This window comes from Microlunatus aurantiacus (assembly GCF_039536605.1).
GTDB lineage: Bacteria > Actinomycetota > Actinomycetes > Propionibacteriales > Propionibacteriaceae > Microlunatus > Microlunatus aurantiacus.
In genome coordinates, this window is the sequence record NZ_BAAAYX010000002.1 from 128920 (window position 1) to 151510 (window position 22591).

Below are 22591 nucleotides of genomic sequence, written 5' to 3' on the forward strand. Positions count from 1 at the left end.
GCGCCGCGGCGTGAGCGTACGGTCACTGACCGCGGCCCGGACCCGGGAGTCCGTGGCCGCGTACGCGTTCCTGAGCCCCAACCTGCTCCTGCTCGGGCTGTTCGTGTTCGTGCCGCTGGCCGGGACGGTGGTGCTGAGTCTGCAGCGCACCGACGGCTTCGGTTCGGGGACCTTCGTCGGCGCGGCCAACTACGTGCGCCTGATCGCCGACCCGCTGTTCTGGCGCTCGGCGGTGAACACGGTGCTGTTCACGGTGCTCGTCACCCCGCTGTCCATGGGGATCGGCCTGGCGGCGGCGGTGCTGCTGAACTCGGCGCTGCCGGCCCGGCCGGTCCTGCGGTCGGCGGTGATCCTGCCGATGGCCATCTCCGGGGTGGCGACCGCGCTGATGGGGCTGTTGATCTTCGACGAGAACAGTGGTCTGATCAACCTGTTGTTCCGCTCGCTGGGTCTGCCGGGCGTGAGCTGGCAGTCCGGCGGGGCGGCGGCGTTCGCGTCCGTGGTGCTGGTGACGCTGTGGTGGCGCGTCGGCTTCAACATGCTGATCTACCTGGCCGCCCTGCAGGGCGTGAGCCCCGACGTCTACGAGGCCGGCCGGCTGGACGGGGCGAACACCTGGCAGCTCTTCCGGTTCCTCACCGTCCCGCTGGTCGGCCCGGCGTCGTTCTTCCTGCTGATCATGAACGTGATCTACTCCTTCCAGGTCTTCGACCTGGTCTTCGTGATGACCGGTGGGGGACCGGAGAACGCCACCTCGGTGCTGGTCACCTACGCGTACGACAACGGGTTCGTCACCCGGGACCAGGGCTACGCCGCCGCCCTCGGGCTGGTCCTGCTGTTGATCATGCTGATCTTCACCGCCGTGCAGTGGCGGCTCAGCCGGACCCGGGACGAGGTCGGATGAGTCAGCCCATCGTCACCGACACCCCTGCCGGCACCCCGGCGGTGCCCACGTCTGCGCCGGACCGTGCGCGGGCCCAGCGTCGCCGTCGCCGCCAGCGCATCGGGACAGCCGTCCGGTTCGTCGCCGCCCTGGCCCTGTGCGCCGTGCTGCTCTTCCCGCTCTACTGGATGGTCGTCGTGGCGCTCTCGTCGCGGGCCGAGCTGCTGGGCGGCACACTGCGCCTGTGGCCCCGCGAGCTCACCCTGTCCAACGTGGAGCGCGTGTTCGCCGCCTTCCCGGTGCTCACCTGGTTCGGCAACTCCGTGGCCATCTCGCTCACCGTGTCGCTGCTCACCGTGACCGTGAACCTGATGGCGGGGTATGCGTTCGCCCACCTGCGGTTCCGGGGCTCGAACGTGCTGTTCCTGCTCTGCTTGTCCACCATGATGCTGCCGGTCCAGGTGATCATGGTCGCCCTGTTCGAGCTGGTCACCGGGATGGGTCTGTACGGCAGCTACTGGGCCGTGATCCTGCCGTCCGCGGCATCGGCGTTCGGGATCTTCCTGGCCCGGCAGTTCATCCTCGGCATCCCCCGGGACCTGATCGAGGCGGCGCGGCTGGACGGGGCGGGGAACTGGTCGGTGTTCAGCCGGATCGTCCTGCCGTTGTCCAAGCCGCTGATCGCTGTGCTGTTCTTCATGAGCCTGCTGCAGTCGTGGAACGACTTCGCCTGGCCACTGATCGCGCTGAAGCAGAACGAGCTGTTCACCCTGCCGATCGGTCTGCTCTACCTGCAGGGGCAGTTCGGCTCCGACTACGGCGGCACGATGGCGTTCGCGCTGCTCGACGTGGCCCCGATGGTGGCCATCTTCCTGATCTTCCAGCGCTACTTCATCCAGGGGTTCGCGCGGAGCGGGATCCGCTGATCGCTGGCTCGGGCCGCCAGGTAGCGTCGGCGGTCAGCCAAAGGAGGCTCACATGACCGTCGTACTCGCCCTTCGCTGCGCGGACGGACTCGTTCTCGCTGCCGACTCCCAGATCACCGACAGCGCCCGGGGACTCAGCTACCCGTCGCAGAAGCTGCACCCGTTCGGGGCCACCGGGGCCTGGGGCGGCAGCGGTGCCCGCGCCGTCCTGACGGAGGTGGAGAAGGCCTTCGACGAGAAGGCACCCGGCATCCTGGTCGGCAGCGAGGACGTCAGCCGAGAGGTGCAGGAGATCGTGGTGCCCCTGCTGCGGCACCACTACGACAGCTTCATCGCCGAGGTGCCGGGGGAGAAGCAGGGCGGGTCGACGCCGGCCACCTACGTGCTGGTGGCCGGGTACGCCGGTGACACCCCCTTCATCGTCGACATCGACCCGCACGGACTGATCGGGCGGTACGAGGAGGTCGGCTTCCACGCCATCGGCAGCGGGTCCGGCATGGCCCAGCAGGCGGGGGCCCTGCTGGCGCACTTCTCGATGACCCATCGCGACGTCGACCACGGCGTGCTGGTCGCCGTGCGGGTGCTCGACGCGCTGCGCACCAGCTCGCCGAGCGTGGGCGGTCCGATCGACGTCTACCGGATCACCCCCGAGGCGGCGGAACTGCTCTCCGAGCGGGACATCGCCAAGGTCCGCAAGCGGGTGCAGCGCTGGCAGCAGGGCGAGAACGACCTGCTGGACAAGCTCCCGAAGGACTGACCACCAGGACCGACGGTCAGGCGGGACCGTAGTCCAGGTGCACGACCCCGTTGGCGTACACGTGGCTGTCCTGAAGCCGGAGCTTCGTCGGGTCGACCCCGTCGGCCCAGAGCCGTTGGCCGGCGCCGACCGCGATCGGGTACACGAACAGGTGCAGGTGGTCGACCAGTCCGTCGGCGAGCATCGCCCGGACCAGGGTCCCGCTGCCGGAGACGTAGATGACGCCGTCCGTGTCGTCCTTGAGCCGCTGGATCGCTGCTGCGTCGTAGGCGCCGAGCCGGACCGACGGACCCCACTCCACGGCGGGCTCCTGGGCGCCGACGACGTACTTGATGGTGTCGTTGAAGAACGGCGCCCCCGGGTCGTCCTCGACCGTACGGGTCGACCAGGCCGGGGCGAACATCTCGTACGTCGTCCGCCCGAGCAGGATGGCGGTGGCGCCGCCGGTGACAGCTGCGAGGGTCTCACCCATGCCGGGGTCGAAGCCGAACTCGAACGTCCAAGCGGGGTTCTCGTAGACGCCGTCGAGGGCGATGAACTCGTGTACGGCGATGGTGCCCATCCGTGACCTCCGGTGTGGTGCTCAGTAGCTGGCGACAGCTGAGGGTCGCCAGCCGTCAGCGGATATTGTCCCTCATGCCCTCTTCGGACTCCGCCGACCTGATCCAGCGCCTCGCCGCCGTCGACACCACCTCGCTCAAGGACGCCGGCGCGTGGTTGCGGGTGCTGCCCGCGGCGCTGCGACCGATCCGACCTGGCGCACGGCTGCTGGGTCGGGCCCTCACGGTCGACGCGCGGGAGGACCTGATGCCGGTGCTGGCCGGGTTGGCCGAGGCCGGGCCCGGAGACGTCCTGGTCATCGCCGGCCATCCCGATCACGCGGTGGCCGGCGAGCTGTTCGCCACCGAGGCGCTCCGGCGCGGGGTCGCGGGCATCGTCATCGACGGGAGGTGCCGGGACAGCCGGATCCTCGCCGGCCTGGGTCTGCCCGTGTTCGCCCGCGGGGTGGCGCCGTCCGCCTGCCCGGCCCGGGCGGTGCCGGTGATCCAGGTGCCGATCCTGATCGGCGACGTGACCGTACGGCCGGGAGATCTGGTGCTGGGTGACGACGACGGCCTCGTGGTGGGCAGTGACGCGGAGGTGCGCGAGGCCGTCGACGGGGCCGAGGCGATCCAGCAACGTGAGGGTGCGCTGCGGGCCGCGATCGAAGGTGGCGAGTCCCTGTTCGATCACCTGAACTACGACGAGCACGTGGCCGCCCTCCGCGAGGGCCGGGACAGCAAGCTGAACTTCTCGTGACCGCCGGCTCCGGGTCGGCGACCCGTCCGGTCGTCGGCTACGCGAACCGGATGAGCCGGGTGCGGCCGTCGGCCATCCGCGAGCTGCTGCGGCACGGCACCGACCCGGAGATCATCTCCTTCGGCGGCGGCTACCCGGATCCGGCGCTGTTCCCGGTCGAGGAGCTGCACCGGGTGTACGCGGACCTGCTGACGCCGGCCCACGCAGCGGCACTGCAGTACACGGCCTCGAACGGACTCCCGCAGCTGCGGGCCCAGGTCGCCGAACGACTCACTCGGGACGGCATGCCGGCGACCGCTGACGACGTGTTGATCATCCAGGGTGGCCAGCAGGGTCTCGACCTGGCCGCGAAGCTGGTGATCGACGCCGGCGACGTGATCATCACCGAGGACCCCACCTTCCTGGGGGCGCTGATCGCGTTCGCTCCGACCGAGCCACGCTACGCACCGGTCCGTTCCGACGCCGACGGGCTCGACACCGACGATCTCGCCGAGGTGCTGGCCACCCACCCGGACGCGAAGATGATCTACGTCGTCCCGGACTTCGCCAACCCGACCGGGGTGACGATGAGCCTGCCCCGTCGACGTCGGTTGATCGAGCTGGCCAACGCGTACGGGGTGCTGGTGCTGGAGGACACCCCCTACCGGCAGCTGCGCTACGACGGGGAGTCCCTGCCCACGTTGAAGAGCCTGGACACCGAGGGGCGGGTGCTGCATCTGGGGAGCTTCTCCAAGATCCTGGCGCCGGGGCTGCGACTGGGCTGGGCCTCGGCGAGCCCGGAGATCCTGGAGCGGATCGCGCTGTTGAAGCTGGCGGCGGACACCCAGAACAGCACCCTCAACATGGCGGCCACCTCGGCCTACCTCCAGCGGTACGACATCGACGCCCACATCGCTGACGTGCTCCCGGTCTACCGGCACAAGCGCGACCTGATGCTGGCCACCATGGCGGACGTGTTCCCCGCGAGCGTGGACTTCACCCGGCCCGACGGCGGGCTGTTCGTCTGGCTGACCTTCCCCGAGGGCTTCGACGCCGGCACCTTCATGGCCGAGAACCTGCTGCCCGAGGCCAAGGTGGCGTACGTGCCGGGCGCGACGTTCTTCCCCGTCGACCACCAGCCGCACCACGCCCGAGTCAGCTTCTCCGGTGTGCCCGACGAGCGGCTGGTGCACGGCATCACCGCGCTCGGTCGGTTGCTGAGGCGGGAGCTGGGCTGAACGGACGTTGAGCCCCTCGCGCGGTTGGGTTGGGCCGCGGCGGGTACAACGGAGAGGGCGTTCTCACCGATCCGGACGTCGAAGGGAGTTCGATCATGCTCGTCATCTTCGGGATCCGGGTGTCCGAGGACGTCCTCGGCGTCGTCCGCTACGTGTGCGAGACCTGCGGCCAGGAGGGCGCCCACCAGGTGCTGCGGCGCCGCCGCCGGTTCACCCTGTTCTTCGTGCCGCTGTTCTCCGTCGGCACCACGTACGTCGACGTCTGCACCTGGTGCGCGCGCAGCCGCGAGCTGTCGCAGCAGCAGGCCGAGCTGGCCACCCGCGAGCTGCGCTGACCGTCCCCGACGGGGCCGGCCACCGGACGTGCGGCCTTGCTCAGGTGCCGCAGAACGTCCGGTACGGACCGGAGCCCGCCGGCGCCGGTTCGGTGTAGCGCTCCAGCCCGGGCCGCTCGGTGCACGGGTCCCGGAGCACCTCCAGCAGGCGGGTCAGCGGGTCGAGGTCCTCGAAGGTGGCCGCGTCGAGAGCCTCCTCGACGAGGTGGTTGCGGGGGATGTAGAGCGGGTTCACCCGGTCCATGGCGTCGGCGTCCGGTCCCAGCTCCCGCCACTGCGAGAGCCAGCTGTCCAGGGCGTCGCGGTCACCCATCCCGCCCACGCCGCTGAGGTCACCGCGAAGAACCCGGGCCAGGCCACGGAAGAACGAGGTGTGGTCGACCCGCTCTGTCTGCATCAACACGACGAGCGCGTCCAGCACCGGGCCGACCCGCGCCTCGTCGAACGTGGCGTCGAGTCCGAGCTTGGCCCGCATGCCGTCCGTCCACGTCTCGCTGTAGCGCCGCCGGAAGACTGACAACGCCTCTTCGGCCAGCGTGATGGCAACACTCTGCTCGGCGGCGAACAGCGGCAGCAGCGCCTCCGCCAGTCGGGCCAGGTTCCACTCGGCGACCACCGGCTGCTGGCCGTACGCGTAGCGCCCGCCGTGGTCGATCGAGCTGAACACCGCCGTCGGATCGAAGGCGTCCAGGAAGGCGCACGGACCGTAGTCGATCGTCTCCCCAGAGATCGTCATGTTGTCGGTGTTCATCACGCCGTGCACGAACCCGACCAGCATCCACTGCGCCACCAGCGCCGCCTGTGCGTCGACGACGCCAGCGAACAACGCGAGATACGGGTGGTCGGAATCGCGGGCGGCCGGATGGTGCCGCTCGATCGCGACGTCGGCCAGGCGGCGGAGCAGATCGAGGTCCCCGGTGGCGCGGGCGTACTGGAACGAACCCACCCGCAGGTGGCTGCTGGCCACCCGGGCCAGCACCGCGCCGGGAACGAGCGTCTCGCGCTGCACGCCCCGTCCGGTCGCGACCACCGCCAAGGAGCGGGTGGTGGGGATCCCCAGGGCGTGCATGGCCGTGCTGATCACGTACTCGCGGAGCATCGGCCCGACCGCCGCGAACCCGTCCCCGCCCCGGGAGAACGGCGTCGGGCCGGAGCCCTTCAGGTGCAGGTCCTGGAGCCGTCCCTGGCGGTCGCGCAGCTCGCCCAGCAACAGCGCTCGACCGTCGCCGAGCCGGGGGTTGTAGCCCCCGAACTGATGCCCCGCGTACGCCTGGGCGACCGAGGTTGCGTGAGACGGCAGCTCGTTGCCGATCAGCAGAGCGAGACCTCCCGGGCTCCGGAGCCACGTCGGATCCAGACCGAGCTCGGACGCCAGCTGCTCGTCGAGGACCAGGAGCTGGGGCTTCTCCACCGTCGCCGCGCGCCACGGAACGGCGAGCTCGCTCAGCTCGGAGGCGAAGCGGTTCTCCAGCGTGATCTCCGGCGCGGTGACAGTCACCGATCGAGCCTACGTGGCCCCCTTCACCAGTGGCGGTTTGTGGATGAGGTTGTCCCCGTTGTCGGGGACAACCTCATCCGTTGTCGCCCGGAGCGCCTGAGCACGGCCACCATCAACGCCAACACCACGATCGCCACCATCACCGCGTTGTGCGCGTACTTGGCCTGAGTCGTGACCTCGCCGATCATCGGGTCGTAGGTGAAAGCGAGGGCGGCGGTCAGGAACAGGGGAGTGGCGCCGACGATCGCGGCGTGCGTCGCGCTCCAGCGGCGGGTGCTGGCGGCGCGGTCCAGCAGGACGCCCGCGATCACCAGCAGGACGACGGATCCGGCGAAGCCCGGCCAGGTCTGCGGCATCGAGTGGAAGGCCCCGCCCAGGACGAGGGCGATCGCTGCGGTGAGGCCGAGGCCGGGGCCTGACGCGTCCCGCTTGCATCGGGATCGACGTCCCACCAGCACCGCGGCCCCGACCAGGGCGACCACGACGAGGCCCGTGCCGGTCAGCTGGCCGGGGCCGGCGTGCCACTCCTCGGTCTGCAGGTGCCAGAACAGCACGAGGGCCGACCCGACGGCGTACGCGAGGGCAGTGATCACCAGACCGGGGAGGCGGAGCCACGGCTCGGTGGACCGGTTCGGTCGCCACGCTTCGACCAGGGCGATCGGGCCGCAGATGCTCAGCATCACGTGCCCGCCGACGAAGCCGAGCAGGTGGACCGCGCTCATCCCCCAGGGGGCGATCAGCGTGGCGGCGTAGGTGGCGGCCCAGCCCTCCAGGCCCCGGTAGTCCGGGCTGTACAGCGACTGGTCGATCAGACCCGCTTCGACCAGTCCGAAAGCGGTGGCCAGCAGCAGGATCCCGGTCCAGCCCAGCCGAGCCCGGCGGGCGACCTCGCGGATCAGCAGGGCCGAGCAGCCGTACAGCGGGATGAAGATGATCAGGTTCCCGAGCAGCGTGGCCGGATGGCCGGTGGAGTCGTCGTACGCGGACAGGTACTCCGCGCAGATCGGCGCCAGCACGAGCAGCGAGAGGGCCAGCCACCAGGTGCGGATCCGAGAGGATTTCGTCATACCCATAATGGAACAGCAATGTTCCAGAATAGGCAAGGGCTGCCCGCTACCATCGGAGCGTGCCCGATCCTCGACCGACCAAAGCCGACCGCACCCGCCGCGACATCGTCGGTGCCGCCATCGAGGTGTGGGCGGCCGACAACGCCGCGTCGCTCGGCGACGTGGCGCAACGGGCCGGGGTCGGTCGGACCACCCTCAACCGCTACTTCTCCGACCGCGCCCAGCTGGTCGCCGCGGTCGACGCGGAGTGCGCGAGCCGCTACACCGCGGCGGTGGTCCGCTCGCGACCGGCCGAAGGCTCCGGGCGGGACGCGCTGCTGCGGATGTGCGCCGAGCTGATCCAGCTCGGCCCGGTGCTCGGGATCGTGTTCGCCGACAACGCGCTGGTCGACCCGGACACCTGGTCCGGCGACGAAGACCTGTTGGGGCAGGTGATCGCGCGGGGCTACGCCGACGGCTCGTTGAGCGTCGACCTCCCCGGCGACTGGGTCGGCACCTTCGTCTGGACCTCGCTGTTCGCAGCCCACCTGGTGGTCAGCTCGGGCGCCCACACCTGGCACGAAGCCGCCGGACTGCTGACGCGCACCCTGACCTCGGGCCTGTCCGGACCGCCCCGCGCCTGACGACTTTTGTGCCGGCAGCACGAATTGACGAGGATGGCGGCACAAAACTCCGGTGGGGGAGCGAGCGCGAGCGCGAGGGATCAGGGCAGCTCGATGATCCGCGCCGACTCCAGCCGACCGTCGCCGATGACCAGCTCGGCCAGCGTCCGGAAGAGCTGACGCCGCTTGTCGGTCGGTGAGCCGGGATTGAGGATCCGCAGGTGCTCGTCGGCCTCGTCGAGCGGGATGTGGGAGTGGCCGAAGATCACCAGCTGGGCGGTGGGGAAGCGGCGGTGCATCCGGGCCAGCCGGCCGTCCTTCGCGCCGGCGTCGTGGATCATCCCGACCCGCAGCCCGTCCAGATCGAGCTCGAGGGTCTCCGGCGCACCCCAGGCCGCGACGTCCGGACCGTCGTTGTTGCCGAGCACCACCCGTACTGGAGCGAACGCCGCCAGCTCGTCGAGCACCCCGGGCACGCAGACGTCACCGGCGTGCAGGATCAGGTCCGCGCCCTCCAGGTGGGCCGCCACCGCCGGCGGGCAGCTCTTCCAGAACCGCGGGGCATGGGTGTCGGAGACCACGACGACGCGCACCCCCGAAGACTGCCACGCCGCCCGATCGGCGCTCGCCGGGGCGGGTTAGTGTGACCGGATGACGCCCGACGACGAGTCCACACCGGTCGACGACACGACCGGCGCCGAGGTCGAGGAGACCTCCACCGACGACACCACGGTCGAGGACACCGAGAGCCCCGGCACCCCCGACGACACCGGCACCGCCGAGGACCCTGACACCGCCGAGGACCCCGGCGCCGCCGAGGACCCTGACACCGCCGAGGACCCCGGCGCCGCCGAGGACCCCGGCGCCGCCGAGGACACTGACGGTGACGGCATCGAGGCCGAAGGCACCCTGCTGGAGAGGTCCCAGGCCGCCATCGACGACGCGCACGAGGCCGTTCAGCGCGTCGCCGCCACCGATGCCATCGGAGAGGACGCCACCGGCGCAGGCGAGGTGCCGCCGTTCGCCGACAGCACCGACGGGGCCAGCAAGCCCGACCCGGACGACGCCTGACCCCTGTCGGGCAGGATGAGGCCATGACCTTCGCGTCCCTGTACGCCCACGGGTTCGCCCGGGTGGCGGCTTGCACCACCGACGTCTTCGTCGCCGATCCGGCCCGCAACGCCGCCAGCGTGATCGAGGTGGGCCGGCGGTTGTCCGCTGAGGGTGTCGCTGTCGCGGTGCTCCCCGAGCTCACCCTCAGCGGGTACGCGGTGGAGGACCTGCTCGGCCAGGACGCCTTGCTGGACGCGGTTCTGGTCGGTCTCGAGCAGATCGTCGCCGCCAGCACCGACCTGCTGCCGGTGATCATCGTCGGAGCGCCGCTGCGCCACCGGGCCCGGCTGTTCAACGCCGCCGTGGTGATCCACCGCGGGCGCGTGCTCGGTGTCGTCCCCAAAGTGCACCTGCCCACCTACCGCGAGTTCTACGAGCGACGGCAGTTCGCGTCCGGCCACGGCGTCACCGGCGAGGAGATCACGGTCGCCGGTCAGCCGGCCCCCTTCGGCACCGATCTCCTGTTCGAAGCCACCGACGTCCGCGGGCTGACTGTCGGGGTGGAGATCTGCGAGGACATGTTCGTGCCCGTCCCGCCGTCGAGCGGCCTCGCGCTGGCCGGGGCGACCGTCCTGGTCAACCTGTCGGGCAGCCCGATCACCATCGGGCGTTCCGACACCCGCAGCGCGCTGTGCCGGACGCAGTCGATGCGCTGTCTGGCCGCCTACCTCTACGCCGCCGCCGGCCAGGGGGAGTCGACCACCGACCTGTCCTGGGACGGGCAGACCAGCATCTACGAGAACGGCGTCGAGCTGGCGCAGGGAGCGCGCTTCGAGGAGGAACCGCAGCTGACCATCGCCGACGTCGATCTCGACCTGCTCCGGCAGGAACGGGCCCGGCAGGGCACCTTCGAGGACAACCGGCGGGTGGCCATCCCGGACGCGGAGTTCCGGCGGATCGAGTTCACCCTCGCTCCGCCCGCCGATGATCTTGGGCTGCGCCGGGTGGTCGAGCGGTTCCCCTTCGTGCCGGCCGATCCCGACCGGTTGGCCCAGGACTGCTACGAGGCCTACAACATCCAGGTCGACGGCCTGGCGCAGCGACTGCGGGCCATCCACACCGAGAAGGTGGTGATCGGCGTCTCCGGTGGTCTGGACTCCACCCACGCCCTGATCGTGGCCGCCCGGGCGATGGACCTGCTCGGGCTGCCGCGGACCAACATCCTCGGCTACACGATGCCCGGCTTCGCCACCGGTGACGCGACGAAGTCCAACGCCTGGAAGCTGATGACCTCGCTCGGCATCAGCGCCCACGAGCTGGACATCCGGCCGGCGGCGACCCAGATGCTGACCGATCTCGATCACCCGTTCGGTCGCGGCGAGGAAGTGTACGACGTCACCTTCGAGAACGTCCAGGCCGGTCTGCGCACCGACTACCTCTTCCGGCTGGCCAACCACCAGAACGCCATCGTGCTCGGCACCGGTGACCTGTCGGAGCTGGCGCTCGGCTGGTGCACGTACGGCGTCGGCGACCAGATGTCGCACTACAACGTCAACGGCGGGGTGCCCAAGACCTTGATCCAGCACCTGATCCGCTGGGTCGGCGGGCTGGACCGGTTCGCCGGGGAGACCGCTGACGTGCTGCTGGCGATCCTGAACACCGAGATCTCCCCGGAGCTGATCCCGGTCAAGGCCGGCGAGGTGCCCCAGAGCACGGAGAAGTCGGTGGGGCCGTACGAGCTGCAGGACTTCAACCTCTTCTACACGCTGCGGTTCGGGTTCAAGCCGTCCAAGATCGCGTTCCTGGCGCACCACGCCTGGCGGGACGTCGACGGCGGCAGCTGGCCGCCGGCCTTCCCGCCGGAGCGACGGCGCGCGTACGACGTCCCCGCCATCCGGGAGTGGCTGCTCGTCTTCGTCAAGCGCTTCTTCGGCTTCGCCCAGTTCAAGCGGTCCGCGATGCCCAACGGACCGAAGGTGTCGCACGGGGGCTCGCTGAGCCCGCGGGGAGACTGGCGCGCGCCGTCGGACGGCAACGCGGCCGTGTGGCTGGCCGACATCGAGCAGAACATCCCGACCCAGGACGGGCAGCAGTCATGAAGGTCGTGATCACCGGCGGCGCCGGGTTCCTCGGGTCCCGGTTGGCCGAGGCGCTGCGCGAGCGGGGATCGCTCGCCGACGCGGACGGTGCGCCGGCGTCGATCGACCGGATCGTCCTGTTCGACCAGCCCGACAGCGTGGCGCGTCTGCCCGAGGTGCCCGCCGGTTGCGAGACCGTCGGCGGTGACATCGGCGACCCGGGCACAGCCGCGAGCCTGCTCGGCGACGGTGCGGTCGCTGTGTTCCATCTGGCTTCGATCGTGAGCGGCCACGGCGAACAGGACTTCGACCTGGCCCTCCGGGTGAACCTGGACGGTGCCCGGCACCTGCTCGAGGCCTGCCGCGCCCACCCGCGTCCCGTCCGGCTGACCACCACCAGCTCGCTGGCCGTCTTCGGTCCGGCCAGCGGCGATCCGGTGCACGACGACTCGCTGGTGCAGCCCGCCACGACGTACGGGATGACCAAGGCGATCCTCGAGCTGATGATCAACGACTACAGCCGGAAGGGGTACCTGGACGGGCGGGCGGCCCGGCTCCCCACGGTGATCATCCGGCCCGGCGCCCCCAACGCGGCCGCGTCGTCCGCAGCCAGCGCGATCTTCCGGGAACCGTTGGCGGGAAAGGACTACCGGCTGCCGCTCCCGGTGGAGACGGTGATGGCCGTGGCCAGTGTGGAGTCGGTGATCGACAACCTGATCAGCCTGCACGAGCTGCCGGGCGAGACCCTCGAGGGCCGACGCACGGTCACCTTCCCGAGCGTCTCGGGCACCTTCGCCGAGATGCTCGACGTCCTCCGGGCAGCAGCCCCCGACGGCGGCCTCGGGGCGGTGACGGTCGAACCCGATCGCGTTGTCCAGGCCATCGTCGCCACCTGGCCGACCCACGTGGACGGGGCTCGGGGACTCTCCCTCGGACTACGCGACGCCGACGACCTGGCCACGACGTTGACGGCATACCAGCGTCGGTACTGCTGACGCTCACGGCTTTGTTCTTGACCCGTCAAAATCCTGATGGTGTGCTGAGGTGAGACTGAGCCGATCCGGATTTCTTCCTGCGGTGGATCAATGAGGATCTCCCCACCACCACAGCTGCCGTGTGGATCGCGTACCTCGTAGAAGTACCGGCAGCGCGTACCACAGGAGCCAGTTCCCATGAGCAACACCCATCCCTCCGGTCCAGAGGGTCAGCAGCCGTACGGCCACCAGGGTCAGCCGCCCTTCCCCCCGCAGGTTCAGCCCGGTTACGGGTACCAGCAGCCCCCCGCCGGCCCGCAGGGCCAGGCTCCGTACGGGTGGAACGGTCAGCCGCTCACCCCGCAGCAGGCCGCGGCGATGGCCCGCGACGCCAAGGCTGCGGCCAAGGCGCAGCGCCCGTGGTTCAAGAAGAAGCGCTTCGTCGCCCCGATCGGTGCGGTGGCCCTGTTCACCATCATCGGACTCGGTGGCGGCGGCTCGCAGGGGGCCGGCTCGCAGCCCGCCCCGGCCGCGTCGGCTGCGGCCGCCGAGGCCGACACCAGCGTGGACGAGGCAGCGGAGCCGACGAAGGCCGAGGAGCCGACGAAGGCCGAGGAGCCGGCCAAGGCCGACAAGGCCGCCGAGGCGCCGGCGAAGGAGGACGAGCCGGCCGCGAAACCCGAGGTCGACACCGTGGCCGGGATCGGTGACGGGGTGAAGTCCGGTGACTTCAAGGTCACGATCACCAAGGTCCGTGAGGGGGGCAAGCGGGTGGGCAGCGAGTACCTGAGCGAGAAGGCACAGGGTCACTTCGTGCTCGTCGACGTCAAGATCAAGAACAACGGTGATCGCGCCGACTACTTCTCGAGCAGTGACATCAAGGTGACCGACACGAAGGGTCGCGAGTTCTCCGTGAACGAGATGGCGTCGCTCTACGTCTCCGACAACAACCCGCTGCTCGAGGAGGTCAACCCCGGCAACACCTCCAAGGGCACGTTCGTCTTCGACCTGCCCAAGGGCGTGGACGCGGAGCAGGCCCAGATCACCGCCGGCGGACTGTTCGACGGCCCGGTGACGGTCCAGCTCGGCTGATCCGACGGTGGACGATCCCCGGCCCGCCGACGTGCGAGCCGGGGATCTCTCCGTTCCTGCGACGTCGAGTGAGAGGACCGACTGGGAGGACAAGGCGGCTTCAGCGGCCCGCGACGACGCCAACAGCTCCGACTCGACGGGCAGGCGCTCAGTCGGTACGCCGCCGGTAGTGCAGCACCAGCTCGCCCGCCGGGGAGACCTCGCTGGCCAGCAGGGTCCACCGCTTCAGGTCGGTCTCGCCGAACAGACGCTGGCCGGAGCCCGCCGTGACCGGCGCGATGACCAGGCGGAGCTCGTCGATCAGGTCGGCGGCCAGCATCGACCGGGCCAGGGTGACGCTGCCGTGCACACCGATGCTGGACCCCTCCGTCTGCTTCAGGCCGGCGACGAACGTGGCCAGATCATCGGTCACCACGGTGCGCGGTCCCCAGTCAGCCGCCGGTTCGCGCGAGCCGACCACGTACTTCTGCACGCTGTTGATGAACGACGCGAACGGCTCGACGTCGGAGGTCGGCCAGTACGCCGCCCACTCCTCGTACATGCCGCGACCGAGCAGCACCGCGTCCTGCTCGGCGATCACCTCGGCCAGGTTGGCGTCCAGCCGGTCGTCCCAGTCGAGGATGAAGTCGTCCGGCGACTGAGCCACGCCGTCCAGGGACATCAGCGTGTAGAGCACCACGGAGCGCATCGGCGTCCTTTCGTCGAGGTCACCCGGGTGGACCACCACGATGACCAGAACTCATCGGGTCGGCGCTAGAGCAGATCGCGTACGCCGTCGCGGAGCTCGATCTCGGCGCGCCAGCCGAGGACCCGCCGCGCCGCCGACGAGTCAGCCGTGACGTGCCGGACGTCGCCCAGCCGGAACTCGCCGGTGACCACCGGGGCCGGGCCATCGACCGCCTCGGTCAGGGCGGTGGCGACGTCGCCGATGGTGGAGACGCGGCCCGAGCCGATGTTCAGCGCGGTCAACCCGCTCGGCAGCTGAGTGTGGACGGCGGCGGCCACCGCCCGGGCCACGTCGTCGAGGTGGACGAAGTCGCGTCGCTGCCGGCCGTCCTCGAAGACCCGGGCCGCCTCGCCGGCGGCCAGTCGCGTGGCGAACAGGGCGGCGACCCCGGCGTACGGGGTGTTGCGCGGGAGTCCCGTTCCGTAGACGTTGTGGAACCGCAGGGCCACCGCGACCCCGTCGGTCTCGCGGGCCCAGGTCGCGGCCAGGTGCTCGCCGTGCACCTTCGTGGCGGCGTAGGCGTTGCGAGGATCCAGCCGGGCGTCCTCGGTGACCAGCTCGGGCCGCAGCTCGGCCCCACAGTGCGGACAGTGCACCTCGAAGTCACCCTGGGCCAGGTCCGCCGCGGTGCGGGGAGCCGGGCGGACCGAGCCGTGCCGGTCGCAGGCGTACGCACCCTCGCCGTAGACGACCATGGAGGAGGCGAAGACCACACGCGGGATGCCGGCCTCCGCGCTCGCGCGGAGCACGACCGCCGTGCCGAGGTCGTTGTGTCGGGCGTAGTCGTCGATGTCGGCGATCCCGACACCGAGGCCCACCTTCGCCGCGAGGTGCACCACCGCTTCGCACCCGACGGCGGCAGCGCGCAGCCGGACCAGGTCGGTGATGTCGTCCGCCGGGTCGGTCGCGCGGTCGAAGGGCACGACCTCGTCGCCGGCGGCCGCGATCCGGGCCGCGACGAAACGCCCGATGAAGCCCGCGGCCCCGGTCACCAGCACCCTCATGCGGTCGCCTCCGGTCGCGGCGACGCCCCGTCGCGGCCGGCCTTCTCGGCCGGCACCGGCAGCTCGACCGCGAACCGGCACCCGCCCTCGATGTTGGCCACGTCGATCCGGCCGGCGTGCGACTCCACCACCCCGCGGGCGATGGCCAGACCCAGCCCGGCGCCGCCGTCCCCGGTCCGGGCGCCGTTGCCCCGCCAGCCCACGTCGAAGACGCGTTCGAGACTGGCGTCCGGGATGCCGCCGCAGCCGTCGCTGACCTCGATCCGGATGTGCCCGTCGTCGGCCCGCTGGCCGTGCAGCCGCACGACCTGGTCCGTGCCGGTGTGACGGACGGCATTGCCCACCAGGTTGGCGATCGCACGGGCCAGGTCGTCGGCCGAGCCGGTCACCGCCAGCCGGTCGTCGTCGGGAACCTCGACGTCCAGGAGCACCCCACGGCTGCTGGCCAACGCCGACGACTCCGAGCCCACATCCACGATCAGCTCCGACAGCGACACCAGCGTGCTCGGTCGCTCGGGCCGGGCCCCCTGAACCCGGGACAGCTCGAACAGGTCCTCGACCAGGTGGGTCATCCGGGTGATCGTGGCCCGCATGTGCTCGAGCGCCCGCGGGACGTCGTGGACCACGCCGTCCTCCAGTCCCTCGGTCAGGGCGCGCAGCCCGGCCAACGGGGTCCGCAGGTCGTGGGACATGAACCGCACCAGCTCGCGCCGGGCGTCCTCGGCGGCCTGCTCGCGGCGGCGGGTCTCGGCCAGCAGGACTCGCGTCCGCTCGAGGTCGGCGACCACGACGGCGAGCTCCGACGGCAGCTGCGAGGGGCCGTCGGCGGGCGGCGGCGCCGGGCTGCCGGTCGTGTCGGCCCGCATCCGTTGCAGGGCGGTGCCCAGCTCGGCCGAGCCGCGGCCGACTCGGCGCATGATCACGACGGTGCTGAACACGGCCACCAGCACCGACACCAGCAGGGAGATCATGATCACGGTGGAGTCGTGCGCCGACAGGAACATCAGCCACACGTTCACGATGACGGTCGCGGTGACCGCCGCCACGGGCAGCAGCGTGGCGATGATGAGCTGGTAGCGCAGGGACCGCCGGCGCAGCCGGTGCATGGCCAGGGCGCCCAGGACCCCCACGACCAGGCAGGCGCCGAGCGTGAGCCCGACGATGATCACGGTGTCGGTCATCGGTCCTCGTTCTCTCCGGCGATCCGGTAGCCCGAACGGCCGACAGTGAGCACCAGCTGCGGATCCGAGGGATCGGACTCCAGCTTCTCGCGCAGCCGGCGGACGTGCACCGTCACCGTGGAGTTGTCCCCGAACTCCCAGCCCCACACCCGGCGCAGCAGCTCGGCCTTGCTGAAGGTCTCACCCGGGTGAGCGGCGAAGAAGGCGAGCAGGTCGAACTCGCGGGTGGTCAGGGCCAGGTCTCGGCCCTCGTACGTGGCCCGCCGGGGTCCCAGGTGGACGGTCAGTGCCCCGACCCGGAGGCGACGGTTCAGCAGCGCAGCACCGGAGAGTCGTTCGGCCCGCCGGAGCAGCGCCTCGACCCGGAGCACCACCTCGCGGGGCGAGAAGGGCTTGACCACGTAATCGTCAGCGCCCGTCTCCAGACCGATCAGCCGGTCCTCCTCGTCTCCCCGGGCGGACAGGATGATCACCGCCGCCTGGTCGGCGTCCATGCGTCGGCGGCGGAGGAGCTCCAGGCCGGAGGTCCCCGGCAGCATCAGGTCCAAGATCACGACGTCGGGCTGCAGCCGTTGCCAGAGCAGGAGTGCCTCGTTGCCGTCCCCGGTCCAATCCGTCTGGTAGCCGGCCCGACGCAGGTACGCCACCAGCACCTCGGCCATGGTGGGGTCGTCCTCGACGACCAGGATGCGCCCGGACATGATGGTCGACTCTAAGCCGCCCCGAACCTCCGCGCGGCCGGCCCTCGCCGCCCCGTAAGCGAACCGAAAGCGTCCCGGCCTCTCGACGGCTGCCGCCGCGGCCTACCGTCGGGGGATGGACGAACCGCCCGAGGTCGAGCTGGTGCTGCCCTGCTTGGACGAGGTGACCGGACTGCGCTGGTTGCTGCCGCGGGTGCCGCCCGGGATCGCGGTCATCCTGGCTGACAACGGGTCGACCGACGGGTCAGTGCAGGTCGGTCGGGGCCACGGGGCCCGCGTCGTCGACGTCCCGCAGCGTGGTTACGGCAGCGCCTGCCACGCTGGGCTGCTGGCCGCGCGGGCCGACATCGTGGTGGTGATGGATGCCGACGGCACCCTGGATCCCGCCCAGCTGGACCGGGTGCTGGATCCGCTCCGCGAGGGTCGACTGGACCTGGTCGTCGGCGCCCGTCGTCCCGTCCGTCGCGGCGCCCAGCCGTGGCACCTCCGGCTGGCCAACCGGGCTCTGGCGGCGCGGCTGGCGGCCCGGACCGGGGTGCGGCTGACCGACCTCGGGCCGGTGCGGGCCGCCCGGCGCGAGCCGTTGCTCGCCCTCGACCTGCAGGACCGACGATCGGGCTACCCGGCCGAGACCGTGGTCAAGGCGGCGGACGCCGGATGGCGGATCGGAGAGGTCCCGGTGGACTACCACCTGCGCCGCGGCCGGTCCAAGGTGACCGGCACCCCCCGTGGCGTCGTCCAGGCCGTGCGGGACATGACGGCCGCTCTGACCCGGCCGGTCGGTTGACCACGGTGCCGTACGCCGAGACGACGTCGGCCTCGGCCCGGGCCGACACGGTGCTGGTGCTGGCCAAGGAACCGCTGCCGGGACGGGCCAAGACCAGGCTCCAGTCCGCGTTCACCCCGGACGAGACCGCCACCCTGGCCGCGGCCGCGCTCAGCGACACCCTGGCCGCCGTCCGGGCCAGCCGGGTCCCGCGGCGGGTGCTCGTGTTCGAGGGCGACCCCACCGGCTGGCGGGACGGACTGGAGGTCGTACGGCAGCAGCCCGGGGACCTGGCCGCTCGGCTGGCGGCGGCGTTCGCCTCCGTCGCCGACGACGGCCCGACGCGGCGCACCCTGCTGATCGGGATGGACACCCCGCAGGTGACCCCCGAGCTGCTCGAGTCGTCCTGGGGATCGGCCGATGCGGTGCTGGGACTGAGCGAGGACGGCGGGTTCTGGGCGATCGGGCTGCGCGACGTGGACCCGTCGGCGGTGTTCACCGGCATCGAGATGTCCACCGACCGCACCGGCGCGGCGCAGCTCGGCCGGCTGATCGACCTCGGGCTTGCGGTCGCGCTGCTGCCACCGCTGCGGGACGTGGACGAACCGGCCGACGCCGTCTCCGTGGCTCACCGTTGGCCCGATCTCACGTTCTCCCGCCGTCATCGCCAGCTGCTGGCCGACCGACCCCGGCAGGCCGCCGACCGGCTGTTCGACGACCTGTATGCGGGCGCGGACGTCGCGGTCCAGCGGGTGTCAGGGTCAGCTGGCGGCGCGCTCCTGGAGATCGACCTGGAGCGGTGGAGTCGGCCCGCCGACCACGTCGACCAGATGGTGGTGGCCCGGTGCGAGGCGCCCGTCCTGGACGTCGGTTGCGGACCCGGACGGATGGTCTCCGCCCTGCAGCGGTCCGGTCGCGCCGTGCTCGGCATCGACATCTCAGCGGTCGCGGTAGCCGCGGGCCGCCGGGCCGGCGGCCAGGTGCTGCAGCGGGATCTCGCGCTCCCCCTGGCCGGGGAGGGTCGGTGGGGGACCGCCCTGTTTCTGGACGGGAACATCGGCATCGGTGGCGACGTGGCCGGCTTGCTGCAGCGGTGCGCCGCGCTCGTGGGTGCCGGTGGCTTGATCATCTGCGAGCTCGACAGCGACCCGGACCGTGACGACACCTGCGCTGTGGTGCTGAGCCACCGCCAGGGCCGCTCCGACCCGGTGCCGTGGGCGGCCATCGGGGTGCGCCCCCTGCTCCGGCTCGCCGCGTCCCTGGACCTGATCGTCACCGAGGTCTGGGAAGCCGGGCACCGCAGCTTCGCCACCCTCCGTACGGCGACGTGACAGCGATCCAGTGGCCGACGCGGCGGATCGTGGTCGCGGCGGTGATCATGGTGGTCGTCGACGTCGTGCTGGTGTTCTCGATGGCCGCGCACGTGCAGTGGGGCTGGCACCTGCTGGCGGCGGCGCTGGTGTTCGGCGGTCTGGCCTGGTGGGTCCGGCGGGACGTGTCATCCGCGTCCCTGTCGACCGTGGTGATCATCACGGCGGCCGTCCAGCTGACCGGGCTGCTGGTTTTCCCGTTGACCAGCGACGACATCTACCGCTACGTGTGGGACGGGCGGGTGCATCTCGCCGGCATCGATCCCTACCGCTACGTCCCCCTGGACCAGGCACTGGCCTTCCTGCGGGACGTCCAGCTCTTCCCGTCCGGCCGACCCCCGGCGATCAACCGGCCCGGGGTGCACACGATCTACCCGCCGGGAGCCCAGGCCCTGTTCACCGCCGTGGCGTTCGTGCTGCCGGCGCCGCTCGGGCTGGCGGGGCTCCGGGTGGTGGCGAGCGCCGCCGTGGTGATCACCACCGCCCTGCTCGCCCGCTTCGTGGGTCCCCGCCTCGGACTGGCCCTGCTCTACGGAGCGAACCCGCTGGTGATGATCGAGGCCGGCAACGGGGGCCACCTCGACGCCCTGGTGGCCCTGGCCGTCCTGGGTGTGGTCTGGTGCACCGCCTCCCGTCGGCTCTGGTGGGCGGGGGTCTTCCTGGGTCTGGCCGCCTCGCTCAAGCTGGTCCCGCTGCTCCTCGTCCCCGTGCTGCTGCGGCGGGGCCGGTGGCGGTCCACCCTCACCGGGCTGGCGATCACGGTCGCGGGGTACGTGCCGCACGTGCTGGTCGTCGGCACCCTGGTGCTCGGCTACCTGCCCGGCTACCTGGACGAGGAGGGCTACGACAGCGGCGGCCGGTTCGCGTTGCTGGCCTGGCTCCCGGCTGAGGCGCGGCCGACCGTGGCCCTGCTCGTCGCCGCCGTGCTGGCGCTGGTCGCCTTCCTCCGCTCCGGTCGGGAGCCGGTGCCGGTGACCTGCTGCTGGCTCTTCGGGGCCAGCCTCCTGGTGGCGACGCCGGTCTATCCCTGGTACGCACTGCCGCTGGCCGTCCTGACGATCATGAGCCGCCGATGGGAGTGGCTGGCGGTGTGGGCGGCGGCGTACGTCGCGTTCGTCTTCGACCACGCGGTGCTGGTGCAGGCCCTGGCGTACGGGTCGGCACTCGGGGTGGTCGTCGTGGCGGTCCTGCGCCGGTCCCGGCTCAGTCGGCGGTCGCTGCCACCCGTCGGGCGCGACGACGATCCCGTAGGTAGCCGAGCAGGCTGATCACGGCCGCCAGCGCGAGCAGGATGGTCAGGTTGACGCCGAAGTCCTGCTCCAGCAGCGCCTTCTCCGGCGGGAAGGTGCGCTGCAGGTAGATCATCGGCAGCGCCACCAGGGTGATCATCGCGGCCATGATGGCGAACGCCTGGACGTAGCGGCGTGCCCTGTCGGGCAGCCAGCGACGCAGGGCCACGCCGACGGCGACCACCAGCGGGGACAGCACCAGGTCGTTGATCACCAAGGCGCCGACCAGCCAGACCGCGAGGCGGAGCAGGCTCGCTCCGGGCACGTCGGTGAGCAACCGGATCGCGCCGTAGACGCCCAAGACCACACCACCGGCGCTCGCGGCCACCCGCGCCACCAGCATCACGTCGATCCGCTTCATGCCCGGACCTCCACCCGGGACAGCCACTTGGTGTTGAGGACGCCGGCGCGGTTGGGCGCGATCAGGCGCAGGGGGTAGCCGTGGTCGAGGTCGAGGCGTTCACCGTTGAGGTGGGTGGCCAGCAACGCCCGGCCGAGCTGGGCGCCGCCGATGACCGACGAGGTGAAGATGCCGCCCTGCTCCAGCGACACCACCCGCACCGACGACCTGGGCCCACCGCCGGCCCGGACGACCAGGTCGAGCAACCGGAGGCCGCGCCAGGTGGCCCCGACACTCCACCCCTCGACGCAGTTGATCGGGAGGCGGTCCTCGGTGAGCTCGGCCGCGGCGAGATCGGCGAGCGTGATCACGTACGGCTGCGCACCCGTGACCTGCAGGGTCCAGTCGGGCGCTGTGGCGGCTTCTCTGATGCCGGCCTGCTCGCTGGTGCGGTTGACCGGCACCCGTTGCGGACCCTGCCGCCAGCGCCGGATGGCCAGCAGCCCGATCGGCTCGAGCGGGGTCACAGTCTGGCCGACCGAGGTGGCCACCACGATCCCGACGCCGATCCCCGAGGCAGCCAGCACGCCCCGTCGGCTGAGCCCCGGGGTGGGCGGCGGCGGCACGTCGCCGGCGATGCTGTGCGAGACGGGGTTCTCGTCCCAGGGGATCTCGGTCAGGACGTCGGCGTCGGCCAGCTTCGCTCGCAGGCCGTACACGATGTCGGGCAGCTTGATCCCGATGTGCAGCAGCAGCGCACCGATCACCACGTACGCCAGGTAGCGGTGCACGACCACGAAGTCCCAACCGAACGGGTACCAGTTGAGGGCGTTGAAGAAGCCGGTCGCCAGCTGCACCAGCGAGGCGGCCACGAGCACAGCGATCGAACCACGCTCGAAGCCGTGCTGGAGCGAGCGGACCGGCGGGAACCGGAACAGGTTGGGGTAGACCGACCAGAGCTTGATCGTGATCAGCGGCAGGCACGCGGTGCCGGTGGCGACGTGCACACCTTGGGTGATCCGGTAGAGCCACGGTGGGCTGGCTGGCCAGGGGAGCCAGGTCAGCGGCTCGTACTGCAGGGCACTCAGCAGACCGGTCAAGAAGCAGACGCCGAAGGCGATGCCGAGCACTCGGCCGATGCGCGCGGTCAGCGCCGTGGACCTGATGCTGCTGGTGAACCTCGGCCACCAGGTCGGACGGACCGGGGCAGCTGTCGTCGGCATGACCTCAGTCTCGGCTCGGGTCCTGGGCGCGGCCTATTACGCGGACCTTACGGCGACCCGGACGGCCGGCCGGATGGCGCCCGGGGAGCCAGAGACGGCAGTGCGGCGGGCCTCTGCGCGTGCCCGTCAGCCGGATGCCGCCGGGGAGTCAGAAACGGCAGTGGGGCACCCCCCGGGAGCGGCCGGATGGCGCCGGAAAGTCAGAAACG

General features: G+C 71.2%; 24 protein-coding genes. 14 read left to right on the forward strand and 10 right to left on the reverse strand.

All coding sequences use genetic code 11. The features are described from left to right. The first annotated feature begins 10 nt into the window (after positions 1–10). Genes ABD714_RS00695 through ABD714_RS00705 form a run of 3 tightly spaced genes read left to right on the forward strand, consistent with a single transcriptional unit; the run spans position 11 to position 2566 of the window. A complete protein-coding gene (locus tag ABD714_RS00695; RefSeq protein ID WP_344810341.1) occupies positions 11–904 on the forward strand; it encodes a carbohydrate ABC transporter permease in 894 nt (297 codons plus the stop codon). Next, the gene (locus tag ABD714_RS00700; protein WP_344810342.1) at positions 901–1809 is read left to right on the forward strand and encodes a carbohydrate ABC transporter permease; all 909 of its coding nucleotides are present in this window, start codon (positions 901–903) and stop codon (positions 1807–1809) included. Before ABD714_RS00695 ends, ABD714_RS00700 begins: the two co-directional genes overlap by 4 nt. Positions 1810–1861: 52 nt before the next feature. Then, positions 1862–2566, forward strand: coding sequence for an Ntn hydrolase family protein (locus ABD714_RS00705; protein WP_344810343.1), 705 nt, complete (start codon positions 1862–1864; stop codon positions 2564–2566). A gap of 16 nt (positions 2567–2582) precedes the next feature. Here ABD714_RS00705 and ABD714_RS00710 read toward each other — a convergent pair whose 3' ends face one another. After that, positions 2583–3128, reverse strand: coding sequence for a dihydrofolate reductase family protein (locus ABD714_RS00710; RefSeq protein WP_344810344.1), 546 nt, complete (start codon positions 3126–3128; stop codon positions 2583–2585). Positions 3129–3202: 74 nt separating this feature from the next. Between ABD714_RS00710 and ABD714_RS00715 the strand changes: the two genes are divergently transcribed. The 3 genes from ABD714_RS00715 (at position 3203) to ABD714_RS00725 (ending at position 5417) form a co-directional block, all read left to right on the forward strand. Beyond that, a complete protein-coding gene (locus ABD714_RS00715; protein WP_344810345.1) occupies positions 3203–3865 on the forward strand; it encodes an RraA family protein in 663 nt (220 codons plus the stop codon). Further along, on the forward strand, positions 3862–5082 hold the full coding sequence (locus ABD714_RS00720; RefSeq protein ID WP_344810346.1) for an aminotransferase-like domain-containing protein: 1221 nt from the start codon (positions 3862–3864) through the stop codon (positions 5080–5082). The genes ABD714_RS00715 and ABD714_RS00720 overlap by 4 nt, the downstream gene beginning before the upstream one ends. Before the next feature lie 95 nt (positions 5083–5177). Continuing rightward, entirely contained in the window at positions 5178–5417 is a 240-nt protein-coding gene (locus ABD714_RS00725) for a zinc-ribbon domain-containing protein (protein WP_344810347.1), read from the forward strand. A gap of 40 nt (positions 5418–5457) precedes the next feature. Here ABD714_RS00725 and ABD714_RS00730 read toward each other — a convergent pair whose 3' ends face one another. Both ABD714_RS00730 and ABD714_RS00735 read right to left on the reverse strand, forming a co-directional pair. Further along, a complete protein-coding gene (locus tag ABD714_RS00730) occupies positions 5458–6915 on the reverse strand; it encodes a protein adenylyltransferase SelO (RefSeq protein WP_344810348.1) in 1458 nt (485 codons plus the stop codon). A gap of 23 nt (positions 6916–6938) precedes the next feature. Continuing rightward, positions 6939–7982, reverse strand: a complete 1044-nt coding sequence (locus tag ABD714_RS00735) for a hypothetical protein (protein ID WP_344810349.1) — start codon at positions 7980–7982, stop codon at positions 6939–6941. A gap of 59 nt (positions 7983–8041) precedes the next feature. Between ABD714_RS00735 and ABD714_RS00740 the strand changes: the two genes are divergently transcribed. Next, on the forward strand, positions 8042–8605 hold the full coding sequence (locus ABD714_RS00740) for a TetR/AcrR family transcriptional regulator (RefSeq protein WP_344810350.1): 564 nt from the start codon (positions 8042–8044) through the stop codon (positions 8603–8605). Positions 8606–8685: 80 nt separating this feature from the next. Here the strand turns inward: ABD714_RS00740 and ABD714_RS00745 are convergent, their stop codons facing one another. Then, positions 8686–9177, reverse strand: coding sequence for a metallophosphoesterase family protein (locus ABD714_RS00745; RefSeq protein ID WP_344810351.1), 492 nt, complete (start codon positions 9175–9177; stop codon positions 8686–8688). Positions 9178–9235: 58 nt separating this feature from the next. Here ABD714_RS00745 and ABD714_RS00750 point away from each other — a divergent pair, with 58 nt between their 5' ends. From ABD714_RS00750 to ABD714_RS00765, 4 genes are all read left to right on the forward strand, one after another. Beyond that, positions 9236–9655, forward strand: coding sequence for a prolipoprotein diacylglyceryl transferase (locus ABD714_RS00750; RefSeq protein ID WP_344810352.1), 420 nt, complete (start codon positions 9236–9238; stop codon positions 9653–9655). Between the two features lie 23 nt (positions 9656–9678). Next, complete coding sequence (locus ABD714_RS00755) at positions 9679–11736, forward strand: NAD(+) synthase (protein ID WP_344810353.1); 2058 nt, start codon at positions 9679–9681, stop codon at positions 11734–11736. Beyond that, positions 11733–12710 carry a D-erythronate dehydrogenase gene (gene denD, locus ABD714_RS00760; protein WP_344810354.1) on the forward strand — a complete coding sequence of 326 codons (978 nt, stop codon included), beginning with the start codon at positions 11733–11735 and terminating at the stop codon, positions 12708–12710. The genes ABD714_RS00755 and denD overlap by 4 nt, the downstream gene beginning before the upstream one ends. Positions 12711–12887: 177 nt before the next feature. Beyond that, complete coding sequence (locus ABD714_RS00765; protein WP_344810355.1) at positions 12888–13781, forward strand: DUF4352 domain-containing protein; 894 nt, start codon at positions 12888–12890, stop codon at positions 13779–13781. A gap of 148 nt (positions 13782–13929) precedes the next feature. Here the strand turns inward: ABD714_RS00765 and ABD714_RS00770 are convergent, their stop codons facing one another. The 4 genes from ABD714_RS00770 to ABD714_RS00785 all read right to left on the reverse strand — a co-directional run bounded on the left by ABD714_RS00770 (position 13930) and on the right by ABD714_RS00785 (position 17394). Then, positions 13930–14469: a dihydrofolate reductase family protein gene (locus ABD714_RS00770; RefSeq protein ID WP_344810356.1), complete on the reverse strand. Its 540-nt coding sequence runs from the start codon at positions 14467–14469 to the stop codon at positions 13930–13932. A gap of 65 nt (positions 14470–14534) precedes the next feature. After that, a complete protein-coding gene (locus ABD714_RS00775; RefSeq protein WP_344810357.1) occupies positions 14535–15512 on the reverse strand; it encodes an NAD-dependent epimerase/dehydratase family protein in 978 nt (325 codons plus the stop codon). Further along, the gene (locus ABD714_RS00780; RefSeq protein ID WP_344810358.1) at positions 15509–16693 is read right to left on the reverse strand and encodes a sensor histidine kinase; all 1185 of its coding nucleotides are present in this window, start codon (positions 16691–16693) and stop codon (positions 15509–15511) included. Before ABD714_RS00780 ends, ABD714_RS00775 begins: the two co-directional genes overlap by 4 nt. Then, positions 16690–17394, reverse strand: a complete 705-nt coding sequence (locus ABD714_RS00785; RefSeq protein WP_344810359.1) for a response regulator transcription factor — start codon at positions 17392–17394, stop codon at positions 16690–16692. The genes ABD714_RS00780 and ABD714_RS00785 overlap by 4 nt, the downstream gene beginning before the upstream one ends. 115 nt (positions 17395–17509) lie before the next feature. Between ABD714_RS00785 and ABD714_RS00790 the strand changes: the two genes are divergently transcribed. From ABD714_RS00790 to ABD714_RS00800, 3 genes are read left to right on the forward strand one after another with little or no spacing between them, the layout of a single operon-like run. Further along, entirely contained in the window at positions 17510–18181 is a 672-nt protein-coding gene (locus ABD714_RS00790) for a glycosyltransferase family 2 protein (RefSeq protein WP_344810361.1), read from the forward strand. Between the two features lie 5 nt (positions 18182–18186). Then, complete coding sequence (locus tag ABD714_RS00795; RefSeq protein ID WP_344810362.1) at positions 18187–19491, forward strand: DUF2064 domain-containing protein; 1305 nt, start codon at positions 18187–18189, stop codon at positions 19489–19491. Next, on the forward strand, positions 19488–20798 hold the full coding sequence (locus tag ABD714_RS00800; RefSeq protein ID WP_344810363.1) for a glycosyltransferase family 87 protein: 1311 nt from the start codon (positions 19488–19490) through the stop codon (positions 20796–20798). Before ABD714_RS00795 ends, ABD714_RS00800 begins: the two co-directional genes overlap by 4 nt. Here the strand turns inward: ABD714_RS00800 and ABD714_RS00805 are convergent. Beyond that, positions 20734–21180 (reverse strand): hypothetical protein, encoded by a 447-nt coding sequence (locus tag ABD714_RS00805; RefSeq protein WP_344810364.1) that lies wholly within the window; start codon positions 21178–21180, stop codon positions 20734–20736. The two genes, ABD714_RS00800 and ABD714_RS00805, sit on opposite strands and share 65 nt — an antisense overlap. Next, positions 21177–22382 (reverse strand): molybdopterin-dependent oxidoreductase, encoded by a 1206-nt coding sequence (locus ABD714_RS00810; RefSeq protein ID WP_344810365.1) that lies wholly within the window; start codon positions 22380–22382, stop codon positions 21177–21179. The genes ABD714_RS00805 and ABD714_RS00810 overlap by 4 nt, the downstream gene beginning before the upstream one ends. Positions 22383–22591 lie beyond the last annotated feature (209 nt).